The sequence below is a fragment of the Methylobacterium sp. genome (assembly GCF_028290105.1).
Classification (GTDB): Bacteria; Pseudomonadota; Alphaproteobacteria; order Rhizobiales; family Beijerinckiaceae; genus Methylobacterium.
In genome coordinates this window covers 1-13659 of the sequence record NZ_JAQGKL010000063.1, presented here as the reverse complement: position 1 = coordinate 13659, position 13659 = coordinate 1, and the positions used below count along the sequence as shown (strand labels likewise).

Genomic DNA, 13659 nt, shown 5'->3' with positions numbered 1-13659 from the left:
CCGATGTGGGCCTTCACATGCGGCGTGGTCTCGTCCGGATCGTCGCCGAGCGGGCAATGGCCGGTGATCGCCGCCGGCGTGATCCTGGCCGGCCCCCTGGTCTGCGCCACCTCACAGGCGGTCAACGACTGGTACGACCGTCATGTGGATGCGATCAACGAGCCGCATCGGCCGATCCCGTCCGGGCGGATGCCTGGGCGCTGGGGCCTCTACGTCGCTGCGGGATGGACCGTCCTGTCCCTGCTGGTCGCCGCCGCCCTGGGGCCCTGGATCCTCGGCGCCGCCCTATTCGGTCTCGTCCTCGCCTGGATCTACAGCGCCCCGCCCCTGCGCCTGAAGCGCAACGGCTGGTGGGGCAATTCTGCAGTGGCTCTCTGCTACGAGGGCCTTCCCTGGTTCACGGGGGCAGCCGTGATGGCCGCGTCCGTTCCTGATGGGCGCGTCCTCTTCGTGGCGCTCCTTTATTCCATCGGCGCGCACGGCATCATGACCCTGAACGACTTCAAGTCGGTCGAGGGCGACGCGCGCATGGGCATTCGCTCCTTGCCGGTGCAACTCGGCACCCTCAACGCGGCGCGCCTCGCCTGCCTGGTCATGGCCCTGCCCCAGGTCGCCGTCATCCTCGTTCTGTTCGTCTGGCAGCGGCCCTGGCACGCCGCCATCATCGGTGCCCTCCTCCTCGGGCAGTTCATCCTGATGAGCCGATTGCTGGCCCAGCCCCGCGAGCGGGCGGCCTGGTACAACGGCACCGGCACCACGCTCTACGTCCTCGGCATGCTGGTGGCGGCCTTCGCCCTGCGGCCGCTGGCGATGGGAGCCCCGTGATGGCGGCCCTTCCCTTCGGCTGGGCGGCGATCGTCCGGCTCGGCCTCGTGCAGACGGCACTCGGTTCGGTCGTGGTTCTCATGACCTCGACCATCAACCGCGTGATGGTGGTGGAACTGGCGCTTCCCGCGGTCGTGCCCGGCGGCCTCGTTGCCCTGCATTATGCTGTGCAGGTTCTGCGCCCGCGCTGGGGCTACGGCTCCGACCGGACCGGCCGGCGTACCCCCTGGATCGTCGGCGGCATGGCGGCCCTGGCGCTCGGCGGCTTCGGGGCGGCCGTCGCTACGGCGCTCGCCGAGACGCACCAGGCGGCCGGTCTCGCCCTCGCCGTGCTGTCGTTCCTCACCGTGGGGATGGGGGCTGGCGCTGCCGGCACGTCGCTCCTCGTGCTTCTCGCCACCGGTGTCGAGGCTCGCCGCCGGGGTGCCGCCGCAACCATCGTCTGGGTGATGATGATCGCGGGCTTTGCGATCACGGCGCCGCTGGCTGGACACTTCCTGGATCCGTTCTCCGGCGCTCGGCTGATGGCCGTCTCCGGCACCGTGTCGCTCATCGCCTTCGTGGTCGCGCTCCTCGCCGTGCGCGGCGTCGAGCCTTCGCGTGTCGAGCGGGCGGAATCCGAGGCACCCAAGCGTCCCTTCGCGCAGGTGCTGGCGCGGGTTTGGGCGGAGCCCGAGTCGCGCCGGTTCACGATCTTCATCTTCGTGGCCATGTTCGCCTACAGCGCGCAGGAACTCATCCTCGAGCCCTTCGCGGGTCTCGTCTTCGCGATGTCGCCGGGCACCACCACCAAGCTCGCGGGTCTCCAGCACGGCGGCGTGCTGGCCGGCATGCTGACGGTCGCCGGCCTGACCATGGGCATCGGCGGCCCCGTCCTCGGCTCCCTGAAGATGTGGACGACGCTCGGCTGCGCCGGCTCGGCCCTGGCGCTCCTCGGGATCGCAGGCGGCGGCCTCATGGGGGCGGACTTCCCCTTGCGCGTTCCGGTCTTCGTCCTGGGGCTCTTCAACGGCATCTTCGCGGTGGCCGCCATCGGCTCGATGATGGCGCTGGCCGGGGCCGGCGGCGAGGCCGAGCGCGGCACCCGCATGGGCGTCTGGGGGGCCGCGCAGGGCCTTGCCTTCGGGGCCGGCGGTTTCCTCGGCACGGTCGCGGTCGATGGCGCACGCCTCCTCACACCCCGCGCCGTCGATGCCTATGCCAGCGTGTTCGCCGGGGAGGCCGTGCTGTTCGTCTTCGCCGCCGCCCTGGCACTCCGCATCGCTCACGCTCCGGCAACGCAAGGGCCGCGCGCGCGGCGTGCCGCATCCGCCTTCGAGGCAACGCTCTCCGCGAGGTAACATCATGTCACGAGGTGAAGGGATGACCGCCGTCAGGGAGACCGACCTCGAGACCTACGACGTCGTAGTCGTGGGCGGCGGCCCGGCGGGCGCCACCGCGGCCACCGATCTGGCACGTGCCGGACGGCGCGTCCTGCTCCTCGACAAGCCCGGCCGGATCAAGCCCTGCGGCGGCGCGATCCCGCCGCGCCTGATCCGCGATTTTGCGATTCCGGACCATCTGCTCGTGGCCCGCATCCGCTCGGCCCGGATGGTCTCGCCCAAGGACAAGCGGGTGGACATGCCCATCGGAGACGGCTTCGTCGGCATGGTCGACCGGGCCGATTTCGATCCCTGGCTGCGCGAGCGCGCCGTGGCGGCGGGGGCGACCTTGCGCGCGGCCACCTTCCGGCACATCGAGCGCGCCGATGAGGGCGCCACGGTGCACTACCTCGCCGACGGCTTTCCCCGGGCGGCGCGCGCCCGCCTCGTCATCGGCGCCGACGGGGCGAGTTCCAGCGTCGGCCGGGCCGAGATCCCGGGCCACGCCGCCATGAAGCAGGTCTTTGCCTATCACGAGATCGTCCGGCTGCCGGAGACGGGCCCCCATGACGTCGAGGCGACCCGGTGCGATGTCTATTACCAGGGCAAGCTCTCGCCGGACTTCTACGCCTGGGTCTTCCCCCACGGCGACACGGTGAGCATCGGCACCGGCAGTGCCCGCAAGGGCTTCTCGCTGCGCGGCGCCATTCGGACCTTGCGGGCCTCGACCGGCCTGGAGGCGGGCGAAACCGTGCGTCGCGAGGGGGCTCCCCTCCCCCTCAAGCCCCTGCGCCGCTGGGACAACGGCCGCGACGTACTCCTCACCGGCGACGCCGCCGGAATCGTCGCGCCCGCCTCCGGCGAGGGTATCTACTACGCGATGCTGGGCGGCCGCCTGGCGGGCGAGGCGGCGGAAGCGTTTCTCGTCACCGGCAAGGCCAAGGCGCTCGGCCTCGCCCGCCGCCGCTTCATGAAGCTGCACGGCCGGGTCTTCCTGATCCTGCGCATCATGCAGGCGGTCTGGTATCGCAACGACGCCCTGCGCGAGCGCTTCGTCTCGATCTGTCGCGACCGCGACGTGCAGCAACTCACCTGGGATTCCTACATGAACAAGGAACTGGTCCGGGCCAAACCCGCCGCCCATGCCCGAATCTTCTTCAAGGATCTCGCCCACCTCTTCCGTTGGGTCTCGCCATGAGCGCGATGACCGGCGATTGGGGCCCGACCCTGGTGGCGGCCATCGCGGCGATCCTGGTAGCGCTGGCCGGTGGCCTCCTGACCACCACCGGGCCCTGGTATCAGGCCTTGCAGCGCCCGAGCTGGAAGCCGCCGGACTGGGCCTTCGGCCCGGTCTGGACCACGATCTTCACCCTGACGGCGATCTCGGCGGTCCTGGCCTGGAACGCCGACGGGAGTTTTGCGTCCCGCACGATCCTCGTCGTCGCCTACGCGGTGAACGCGGTCCTCAACATCGCCTGGAGCGGGCTGTTCTTCCGCCTGCGCCGGCCGGATTGGGCGCTCGTCGAAGTTGTGTTCCTGTGGCTGTCGATCGCGGCGCTGGTCCTCGTCACCGCGCGGGTCTCCGGTGTGGCCGCGCTCCTGCTGCTGCCCTATCTCGGTTGGGTCGGGGTCGCCGCCTTCCTGAACCGCGCGATCGTCCGCCTCAATGGTCCGTTTCGGAGCGCCTGAGCGATGGACGCGCTGTTTGCCAGTGGACACATCGTCGACGCGCTCCTGCTCCTCGTCGCGCTCGAGGCCCTGGGGCTGATCCTCTGGCGCCGACGCTCCGGATGGCCGCTTCCGTTCCTGTGCAACCTGACCTCCGGCGCCGCGCTGATGTTGGCCCTGCGTGCGGCGATGACAGGTGCGCATTGGACCGCGATCGCCGGGTGCCTCGCCGTGTCGGGACTGGCGCACGGCACCGAGATGGTGCTGCGCCTCGGCGGTGGCACGACGAACGCATCCGTCCGCCTCGACTCCCACACCTGACGAAGTCCCGATTCCCGAGCCGGAGAGTGCCATGAGACATCGCCGTGACGCTCTTCGCCGTGACGTTTGTCGCCTGCAAGTCGGGCTCGCCCTCGGATTGGCGGGGAGCGTGCTTTCGGCCGGGTTCGCCTGCGCTCAGGACGCGGACCTGATCAAGCGCGGTGAGTATCTCGCCACGGCGGGCGATTGCGTCGCCTGCCACACGGCTCCGGGCGGCAAGCCCTTCGCCGGAAACTACGTGCTCAACACGCCGATCGGGAAGATCCGGACACCCAACCTGACGCCGGACAACGAGACCGGCCTCGGCACCTGGAGCGCCGACGACTTCTACCGCGCCTTCCACGAGGGCATCACGAAGGACGGCTCCTACCTGTATCCGGCCTTTCCCTTCGCCTGGTACACCAAGGTCACACGCGACGATTCCGATGCGATCTTCGCCTACCTGAAATCCCTGCCGGCGGTGCACGAGCCCCGCAAGGATTCCGAGATCCCCTTCCCCTTCAACATTCGCACCGCGCTCATCACTTGGCGCACCGCCTTCTTCACCGCGGGCGCGTTCACGCCGGACCCGCAGGCGAGCGCCGAGGTCAATCGCGGCGGCTACCTCGTGGAGGGGCTCGGCCATTGCGGCATGTGTCACAACGCCAACAAGATCGTGGGCAACAGCGGGCTGGCGGGTAAGCTCGGCGGCGGCGTCATCGACGGCTGGTACGCCCCCAACATCACCCCGGACGATCATACCGGGATCGGCGCCTGGAGCGACGAACAGGTGGTGACCTACCTGAAGACCGGCGCTGCGCCCGGTAACCTGCCCGGGGTCGCCGCCGGGCCGATGCGCCAGACCATCGAGGAATCGCTCTCGAAGATGACCGATGCCGACCTGAAGGCGATGGTCGCCTATCTGCGCACGCAGAAGGCCAAGGAGAGCTACAAGGTCAAGGATCTCCAGGCCTTCAACGCCGCTGGGGCCCCCGGTGCCGGAACCTATCTCAGCTACTGCTCCTCCTGCCATAAGCCGGACGGCAAGGGTGTCGAGGGTGCGATTCCGGCGCTGGCCGGCAACTCCTCCGTGCAGGCGAAGGGCCCCGAGACGGTGATCCGGGTCATCCTCGGGGGGCTCAGTGCGCAGAACGGCCTCGCCCCCATGCCCGCCATCGGCGCCGGGATGACCGACCAAGAGGTCGCCGACGTGACGGACTACGTGCGCAACGCCTGGGGCAACGCCGCCCCGGTGATCTCCGAACGCGGCGTGGTCGCCACCGCGCGCGCCGCCACCGAGACGATGCTGGCGGGCTCCGCGCCCTGCGCGGAGATCGCCCAGCCGGATGTCGCCAAGGCGATTGCCGAGTCCGGGGCCGCGCAGCGTCTGAAGGGTCTCTCGCAGGAAAACTTCATCACCGCGATCAACACCCTCCTGCCCCCGATCAAGGCTGCGCTGCCCGGCGCAAAGGGGGACGACCTCGTCAATGGCCTGACCACCGCCTTCTGTCAGGCGGGGCGTGGCGACCCGAGCTACGACAAGGCCGGCTGGCATGCGGTGATCGGAAGCTTTTCGAGCATCGTCTACAGCCAGTTGAGGAACCCGGAAGTCCGGGCCTCGACGGGCGGAGCCGCCCCGACGCCGTGACGGCCCCCAGACCCGGGCGTTTCACGACGTCGCCTGGGTCACTGCGCGATCCGGTCACGCTCTGGGAAGCATCCGGTCGCTGATGATCCGGCGCTGGATCTCACTGGTGCCCTCGAAGATCGTCGTCAGCCGCGCGTCGCGCCAATAGCGCTCCACCCGGCGCTCGGTGGTGTAGCCGTTGCCGCCGTGAAGCTGCATCGCCTGGTTGGTGACGCGCACCGCCAGCTCGGTGGCGACCAGCTTGACCATGGCCGATTCGCTCTCCGCCGGCTCGCCGGCGTCGAGGAGGTGGGCGACCTGGTTCCAGAAGGCACGCGCCTGCGCAACGTCGGCCGCCATGTCGGCGAGCGCGAAGCGCAGGGCCTGGAAGTCGCCGATCGGATGGCCGAACTGCTCGCGCTCCTGCAGGTAGACCTGGGTGTCTTCCAGGGCCGCCCGCGCCACGCCGACGGCCCGGGCCGCCGTATGCACCCGCGCGATGTTCAGCCCCCGCTGTACCGAGGCGAAGCCGCCCGCATCCGCGTCCGCCCCCTGATCGCCATAGAGTCCCGTGAGGCGATCGCTCTCGGGCACACGGACGCCGTCGAGGTCGAGTTCGAAGGTCAGGAAGCCGTGATAGCCGATCTTGTCGATCACTCGGCCTGTCATGCCCGGCGGAAAGCTGCCGGGCTCTTTGAGCACGAGGAACGGCTCGAGCCCGGCCGAGCGCGGCTCGCCCGGCTCTGGGTCTCGGGTGCGGGCCAGGACCTCGATGAAGTCGGCGGCCTTTGCGAAGCCCGCCCAGCGCTTGGTGCCGGTGAGCACCCAGGTGTCGCCCTCGCGCACGGCGCGCGTCTGCACGCCGGCCAAGTCCGAGCCCGCCGTCGGCTCGGACAGGGCGATGCTGCCGATCCACCGACCCCGCGCCGATTTTTGGAGGAGACCGTGCCGCCGCTCGGGATCGAGCGTCTGCGTGCCCAGCCCCTGCCCGCGTGCCAGAATGCTGCCGACCGACAGCCAGGCCCGCGCCAGTTCCTCGGAGACGAGACAGTATTCGAAGACCCCGAGGCCGAGCCCGCCGTGCTCGGCGGGAATCGTGATGCCGAACCAGCCCTTGGCGGCCATCTGGTCGATGAGCGACCGGGGCATCTCGGACTTCTGCGGATCGAGGCTGTCGGCCAGAGGCATCACAACCTCGTGGGCGAAGGCCCGGGCCTCCGCCTGGAGCGCCGCCCGTTCCGCCGTGTGCCAGGGCGCGAGGAGTTCGGGCGGGCGCGGGTCCACGCGTTCGGGCTTCGACATGCATCCCCCCTGTCTGTCCGACCGCATATGGCTGCGGACCGCTGTTATGACGTCGAAAACCTAGGGCGCCGGCAGCCGAAGTCGAAGAGCGGCCTTGCGCGTCGGTCGCAGTGTGGAGCGCGAAGTCGGCGGTGCGAACCGACGCGACGATCCCGCGCGGTCTGTCCGGTTCAAGACAGTTCGGTCGCCGTTGCGCGTCGGGCATGTTCCGCGTAGGCCCGAAACGGGACAGGTCATCCGGGTTGTCCGCGCGCCGGGGAGCGGACGTTCTTGAACTCGACCGCATCTTGAGCGCGACCGCGTCGCCCGCGCCCGAACTGACCGCCTGCGACCGGGAACCGATCCATCGCCTCGGCACGCTGCAACCGCACGGATTCCTCGTCGCCTACCGGTTGGCCGATCGGCGCATCGTCCAGGCGAGCGCCAACGCACCACGTCTGATCGGCTCGTCCATGACGACGCCCCTCGGCCAGGATGTGGCCGAGCTCTTTCCCGATCTTCACGAACGGGTCGCGGCTCAGGCGATCTCCGAGCGCGACGGGGCCCAGTACCTGCGCACCGTGACCCTCGCCACCATCGACGGATCGCAGGCCTACGACCTCGCGGTGCATCGCTCGGGCGACCTCGTCGTTCTTGAATTCGAGGCCGTCGCCAGCCGATCCGCGTCCGAGCACAGCCTCGACGCGCTCTACCCTCGCCTCAGCCGCTTCGTCGAAGGCCTGCACGAGGCGGGTTCGGTGGAGGAGCTGTGCCAGCTCCTCGCCATCGATATCCGCCACGTCACGGATTTCGACCGGACGCTCGTCTACCGCTTCGATCGCGACTGGCACGGCACCGTGGTGGCCGAAGACGGCAACGGCGTCCTTCCCTCCTATCTCGACCTGCGCTTTCCGGCCACCGACATCCCGGCCCAGGCCCGCGAGCTCTACCGGCGCAACCGCCTGCGCATCATTCCGGACGCGGCCTACATCCCCGTTCCGATCCTGCGGGGGCCGGAGTTCGGTGGCGACGAGCCCCTCGATCTCAGCCAGTCGATCCTGCGCAGCGTTTCGCCGGTGCACGTCGAATACATGCGCAACATGGGCACCATGGCGTCGATGTCGGTCTCGATCCTCGTCGACGGGGCGCTCTGGGGCCTGATCTCGTGCCACAACCGCGAGCCACGCCGCGTGCCCCTCCAGGCCCGCAACGCCTGCGACTTCCTCACCCGGATCTTCGCGCTCCAACTCGCCGCCAAGGAGCGCGGGGCCGAGGCCGAGCAGCGTCTGGGCTTGAGCGCGATCCAGGCCCGGCTCCTCGGCTACATGGCCGAGGAGGAGAACTTCCTCGACGGTCTCCTGAAGCATACGGACGATGTGCTGGCGCTCGCGGGAGCCTCCGGCGCCGCGGTGATTACCGCCGAGCGTTGCCGGCTGCTCGGCGCGACCCCGGCCGAGGCCGAGGTCCGGGCGATCTACCAGTGGCTCTCCAGCGGTCCCGGCGGCGCGGACATTTTCGCCACCGACGCGCTCGGCGACGTCTACCCGCCGGCGCGAAGCTTTCCGGACCGGGCGAGCGGCCTCTTGGCGATCTCGATCTCGCAGAAATACGCGAGCTACGTGCTCTGGTTCAGGCCAGAGGTCATCCGCACGGTGAAATGGGGCGGCGACCCGACCAAGGCGGCGACCCCCGACCCGGCGGGCGGCCCCGACCGGCTGCATCCGCGAAAATCCTTCGAGATCTGGAAGGAGACACTGCAGGGCCGGGCTCTGCCCTGGTCGTCCGCCGAGACGGAGGCCGTGAAGGAACTGCGCGCCTCGGTGCTCGGCATCGTGCTGCGGCGGGCGGAGGAGCTGGCGTCCCTGAGCGAGGAGCTCCAGCGCTCCAACAAGGAGCTGGAGGCCTTCTCCTACTCGGTCAGCCACGACCTGCGCGCGCCTTTCCGGCACATTGTCGGCTATTCGGAATTGCTGCGCTCGCGCGAGGGCGCGCGTCTCTCGGAGAAGGGACGCCACTACATCGATACCATCATCGAGGCCGCGTTCTCGGCGGGCACCCTCGTCGACAATCTGCTGCGGTTCTCGCAGATGGGTCGCAATTCCCTCAATCCGATCCTGGGCGCCCTGAACCCCATGGTGGAAGAGGTCCGGCGCTCCACCATGCGCGACGTCGGCCCTGAGCGCGTCATCCACTGGACGATCGGGCCGCTCGGTGAGGTCAATGCCGATCCGGTGATGCTGCGGCTCGTGATCGAGAACCTGTTCTCGAACGCGGTCAAATACACCCGCAAGCGCGACGAGGCCCGGATCGAAGTCGGCCGCCTCGATCCGGGTGCGACGCAGACGCTCCCCGAGGGCGATGCCGGGGACCAACCGGTCTTCTACGTGCGCGACAACGGCGTCGGCTTCGACATGGCCTATGTCGGCAAGCTCTTCGGCGTGTTCCAGCGCCTGCACCGGGTCGAGGAATTCGAGGGCACCGGCATCGGCCTTGCGAATGTCCGGCGCATCGTCGAGCGCCACGGTGGACGGACCTGGGCCGAGGGCGCCCTCGGCGAGGGCGCGACCTTCTACTTCACGCTGCCGCCGCCGCGCGCGGTGGCGAACCCGAAGACCGTGTGGCGATCGCAGTCCCTCTCCACGCCGAAGGAGGTGCGCTGAACGATGCCGGACCTGAAGCCGATCCTCCTCGTGGAGGACAATCCGAACGACATCGAGCTGACGCTCGCCGCCCTGGAGAAGAGTCAGCTCGCCAATGAGATCGTCATCTGCCGCGACGGCGCGGAGGCCCTCGACTTTCTCTACCGGCGCGGCGGCTACGAGGGCCGCGATTCGCGTGATCCCGCCGTGGTGCTCCTCGACCTCAAGCTGCCGAAGGTCGATGGGCTGGAGGTGCTCGCCAAGGTGAAGGGCGACATCCGCACGCGGGCGATTCCCGTGGTGATGCTGACCTCGTCGCGAGAGGAAACCGACCTCGTACGGTCCTACGACCTCGGGGTGAACGCGTTCGTGGTGAAGCCCGTCGGCTTCACGGAATTCTTCGAGGCGATCCAGGACCTCGGTGTGTTCTGGGCGGTGCTGAACGAGCCGCCGCCGCACCGTGGGGGAGGCTGGCCATCGAACATCTGAGGGACGGCGAGCCGGATTCCGGCGCGCATGAAGGGTTCGGATCGGATCCGCTGCAGATCCTCCTCCTGGAGGACAGCGACCTCGATACGGAGCTGCTCGGCGCTGTGCTCGATGACCTCGGGCATCCCTACAGCCTGGACCGGGTGATGACGCAGGCGGATTTCACCCGCGCGGCGGGCGATCGTAAGCATCACCTCATCCTGGCGGATTACGTCCTGCCGACCTTCGATGGTCTCAGCGCGCTGCGCATCGCCCGCGCGCAATGCCCCGAGATCCCGTTCGTGTTCGTCTCGGGAACCCTCGGCGAGGACGTCGCGGTGGAGGCCCTGAAGCGGGGCGCCACCGACTACGTCACCAAGCAGCGGCTCGATCGCCTGCCGCGCACCATCATGCGGGCACTCGCCGAGGCGAAGGCCCGGACCGAGCGCGAGCGCGCCCTGCTCGATCTGCGCGACCTCAACGAGACCCTCGAGGTCCGGGTCGAGGCGCGGACGCGCGAACTGGCCACCGCCAATGCGGAACTCCATCGCCAGATCGGCGAGCGGGAACGCGTCGAGGAGGCCCTGCGCCAGTCCCAGCGCCTGGAAGCGGTGGGCCAGCTCACCAGCGGCGTCGCGCATGACTTCAACAATCTCCTCACGGTGATCTCCGGCAACATCGAGTTCCTGGGGCGCGCGGTGAGCGACGACCGCTCGAAGCGACGCCTGGAGATGATGCGTGGCGCGGCCGATCGGGGCGCACGGCTCACCGCGCAGCTTCTCGCCTTCTCGCGGCGCCAGCGGCTTGAGCCGACCCCGGTGGAGCTGAACCACACCGTCGCCTCCATGCGCGACCTGCTGCAAAGCTCCATCGGCGGTGCCGTGCGCATCGAGATGACGCTGCAGCCGGACCTGTGGTCGGCCCTGGTGGATGCGACGCAGATCGAGCTCGTGATCCTGAACCTCGCGATCAATGCCCGCGATGCCATGGCGGTGGGCGGGTGCCTCACCATCGAGACCGCCAATGTCAGCCTCGCGCAGCCACCGGCCCGGCCCGAGGAGCCGAGCCCCGGCGCCTACGTGATGGTGGCGGTGAGCGACACGGGAACCGGCATCGCGCCCGATGTCCTGGCACGCGTGTTCGAGCCGTTCTTCACCACCAAGCCGGTCGACAAGGGGTCCGGCCTCGGCCTCGCCCAGGTCTACGGGTTCGTGAAGCAATCGGGGGGTGGGGTCAGCATCGATACCCGGGTCGGCGAAGGCACCTCCGTGCGGGTCTATCTGCCCCGCGCGGAGGCCGTGCCGCGACCCATCGAGATCGTCTCGCCGGTCATCGATTGCGCGGCGCGGCGCGGACCCGACGACCGGCCGGTCCTGCTCGTGGTGGACGACGACAGCGCCGTGCGGGAGGTCACGACCACGATCCTCTCGGACCTCGGCTACGCCGTCCGCGAGGCCGGCTCCGGCCTCGCCGCCCTGCAATCCCTGGAGGTCGATCCGTGCGTCGATCTCGTCCTGCTCGATTTCGCGATGCCGGGCATGAACGGCGCCGAGGTCGCCTGTGCGATCCGGCGTCGCTGGTCGCACCTGCCGGTGATGTTCGCGACGGGCTATGCCGACACCGCCGCGCTGATGCAGGCGGGCGAGGTCGGCCCGGAGCGGATCGTGCAGAAGCCGTTCCGCGACGGTGAACTTCAGCGCAAGGTCGCGGCGGTTCTGGCAAACCCGCCCACGTCCGGAAACTTGCGCCTTGTCGCGAGGCGCGCCGGCCGGCTTTGAGGGGCCTGTCACCCCGCAACACCCTCTTGTCTCAGGTGGGCCGCCTCGTGGGATGACGCGCGTGATCGCACAGGGTGCCATGTTCGGGCGGCCCTGGCCGGTCTGCCCGCGATGGCCTATTGCCTCCGGCGCACGCCACCCGCCCGACCCTGTGCCGGCCCCGCCGCGCGAATTCGGTGGCCCGGACGGCCTGTATCCCGTCTCTGCCGATCGTCGCCGAGGACCGGCGGACGGCTCTCGGTGACGACGGATCCGGCTCGCACCGTGGCGCCGCCCGAGGATTCCATGACGTCCGTTCCAGCTCCCGCGTCCCGTGGGCGCGCCCTCCTCCGCGACGCCCTGGCCGGCCTCGTCTCGACCTTCGCGCTGATCCCGGAGGTGATCGCCTTCTCCTACGTGGCGGGTGTGCCACCGCAGGTCGGGCTCTATGCGTCCTTCGTCATCGCCCTCGTCATCGCCTTCACCGGCGGACGCACCGCGATGATTTCCGCCGCCGCCGGCTCGATCGCTCTCGTCGTCGGAAGCTTGGTTCGTGACCACGGGCTGGCCTATCTCCTCGCCGCCACAATCCTCGCCGGCCTGATCCAGGTGGTGTGCGGGCTCTGCCGGTTCGGCATCCTGATGCGCTTCGTCTCGCGGTCCGTGGTGGCGGGCTTCCTCAACGCGCTGGCGATCCTGATCTTCGCCGCCCAGCTTCCCGAACTGATCGGCGTCGGCTGGCCGGTCTACGCCCTCGTCGCGCTGGGGGTCGCCATCATCTACGGCCTGCCCCGGATCTCGACGGCGGTGCCGTCGCCCCTGGTGGCGATCCTCGTCCTCACCCTCGTCAGCATCGCCTTCGGCCTGGATCTCCGGCGGGTCGGCGACCTCGGCGAATTGCCCTCCGCTCTGCCGGTCTTCGCCCTGCCGGCGGTGCCGCTGACCCTGGAGACCTTGCGGATCATCGCGCCCTACGCCTTCGCCATCGCTTTCGTGGGCATCCTGGAATCGCTGATGACCGCGAGCGTCGTCGACGAGATGACGGGCACGCCGTCGAACAAGAACCGCGAGACCAGCGGCCTCGGCATCGCCAACGTGGCGGCGGGCCTGTTCGGCGGCATCGGCGGCTGCGCGATGATCGGCCAGACGGTATCAAACGTGAAGTATGGGGGCCGTGGCCGGCTGTCGACCGCCTGCTCGGGCCTCTTCCTGCTGCTGCTCATGGTCGTGCTGAAGCCCTGGGTGGCGCAGATCCCCATGGCGGCGCTGGTCGCCGTGATGATCACGGTCTCGATCGCGACGTTCTCGTGGTCGTCCCTACGCGACGTGGTGCGCTACCCGAAACTCTCCTCCACCGTGATGCTCGCGACGGTCGGCGTCGTCGTCGCCACCCACAACCTGGCGCTCGGCGTCGGTGTCGGCGTGGTGCTGAGCGGCCTCTTCTTCGCCTTCAAGGTCTCCAGGCTGGTGAGCGTGACCTCGACCTTCAGCGACGACCGGACGGTCCGCACCGACACCGTCGTCGGGCAGATCTTCTTCGCCTCGGCCGATGCGGTCTCGGACGCGATCGACACCGCACCTCCGGCCGCTCTGGTGCGGATCGACGTCACCAACGCCCATCTCTGGGACGTCTCCGCCGTCGGCGCCCTGGAGCGCGTCGCGGGCCGTCTGCGCGCGCGGGGAGCACGGGTGGAGTTGATAGGGCTGAACGCTGCGAGCGCGACCATGGTCAG

Annotated in this window: 11 protein-coding genes; 10 read left to right on the top strand and 1 reads right to left on the bottom strand. The window is 69.4% G+C overall.

The annotated features are described in order from the left end of the window. The 6 genes from chlG to JWQ05_RS04740 form a co-directional block, all read left to right on the top strand. Positions 1-825 (top strand): chlorophyll synthase ChlG (gene chlG, locus JWQ05_RS04765; protein ID WP_299655281.1); only part of this gene is annotated, 825 nt, incomplete at its 5' end. After that, on the top strand, positions 825-2165 hold the full coding sequence (locus JWQ05_RS04760) for a BCD family MFS transporter (protein ID WP_299655279.1): 1341 nt from the start codon (positions 825-827) through the stop codon (positions 2163-2165). The genes chlG and JWQ05_RS04760, both read left to right, overlap by 1 nt. A gap of 22 nt (positions 2166-2187) precedes the next feature. After that, a complete protein-coding gene (locus JWQ05_RS04755; protein WP_299655276.1) occupies positions 2188-3384 on the top strand; it encodes a geranylgeranyl diphosphate reductase in 1197 nt (398 codons plus the stop codon). After that, on the top strand, positions 3381-3875 hold the full coding sequence (locus JWQ05_RS04750; RefSeq protein WP_299655273.1) for a TspO/MBR family protein: 495 nt from the start codon (positions 3381-3383) through the stop codon (positions 3873-3875). The genes JWQ05_RS04755 and JWQ05_RS04750 overlap by 4 nt, the downstream gene beginning before the upstream one ends. Before the next feature lie 3 nt (positions 3876-3878). After that, entirely contained in the window at positions 3879-4175 is a 297-nt protein-coding gene (locus JWQ05_RS04745; RefSeq protein ID WP_299655270.1) for a hypothetical protein, read from the top strand. Positions 4176-4284: 109 nt separating this feature from the next. Then, complete coding sequence (locus tag JWQ05_RS04740; protein ID WP_299655267.1) at positions 4285-5802, top strand: cytochrome c; 1518 nt, start codon at positions 4285-4287, stop codon at positions 5800-5802. Positions 5803-5856: 54 nt separating this feature from the next. On the opposite strand, the gene JWQ05_RS04735 is transcribed toward JWQ05_RS04740, so the two are convergent. Beyond that, positions 5857-7083 carry an acyl-CoA dehydrogenase family protein gene (locus JWQ05_RS04735; RefSeq protein WP_299655264.1) on the bottom strand — a complete coding sequence of 409 codons (1227 nt, stop codon included), beginning with the start codon at positions 7081-7083 and terminating at the stop codon, positions 5857-5859. 287 nt (positions 7084-7370) lie between these two features. Here JWQ05_RS04735 and JWQ05_RS04730 point away from each other — a divergent pair, with 287 nt between their 5' ends. From JWQ05_RS04730 to JWQ05_RS04715, 4 genes are all read left to right on the top strand, one after another. Continuing rightward, positions 7371-9722: an ATP-binding protein gene (locus JWQ05_RS04730; RefSeq protein WP_299655261.1), complete on the top strand. Its 2352-nt coding sequence runs from the start codon at positions 7371-7373 to the stop codon at positions 9720-9722. A 3-nt stretch (positions 9723-9725) separates the two neighbouring features. After that, entirely contained in the window at positions 9726-10190 is a 465-nt protein-coding gene (locus JWQ05_RS04725; RefSeq protein ID WP_299655259.1) for a response regulator, read from the top strand. Between the two features lie 50 nt (positions 10191-10240). Further along, a complete protein-coding gene (locus tag JWQ05_RS04720; protein ID WP_299655284.1) occupies positions 10241-11947 on the top strand; it encodes a response regulator in 1707 nt (568 codons plus the stop codon). Positions 11948-12232: 285 nt separating this feature from the next. Next, on the top strand, positions 12233-13659 hold a 1427-nt coding region (locus JWQ05_RS04715; RefSeq protein WP_299655256.1), incomplete at its 3' end, for a SulP family inorganic anion transporter.

What these genes read in the sequence shown, in the direction of transcription:
- JWQ05_RS04760 (WP_299655279.1), top strand. Translation starts at nt 825, where the DNA reads ATGGCGGCCCTTCCCTTCGGCTGGGCGGCGATCGTCCGGCTCGGCCTC.
- JWQ05_RS04755 (WP_299655276.1), top strand. Translation starts at nt 2,188, where the DNA reads ATGACCGCCGTCAGGGAGACCGACCTCGAGACCTACGACGTCGTAGTC.
- JWQ05_RS04750 (WP_299655273.1), top strand. Translation starts at nt 3,381, where the DNA reads ATGAGCGCGATGACCGGCGATTGGGGCCCGACCCTGGTGGCGGCCATC.
- JWQ05_RS04745 (WP_299655270.1), top strand. Translation starts at nt 3,879, where the DNA reads ATGGACGCGCTGTTTGCCAGTGGACACATCGTCGACGCGCTCCTGCTC.
- JWQ05_RS04735 (WP_299655264.1), bottom strand. Translation starts at nt 7,083, where the DNA reads ATGTCGAAGCCCGAACGCGTGGACCCGCGCCCGCCCGAACTCCTCGCG.
- JWQ05_RS04725 (WP_299655259.1), top strand. Translation starts at nt 9,726, where the DNA reads ATGCCGGACCTGAAGCCGATCCTCCTCGTGGAGGACAATCCGAACGAC.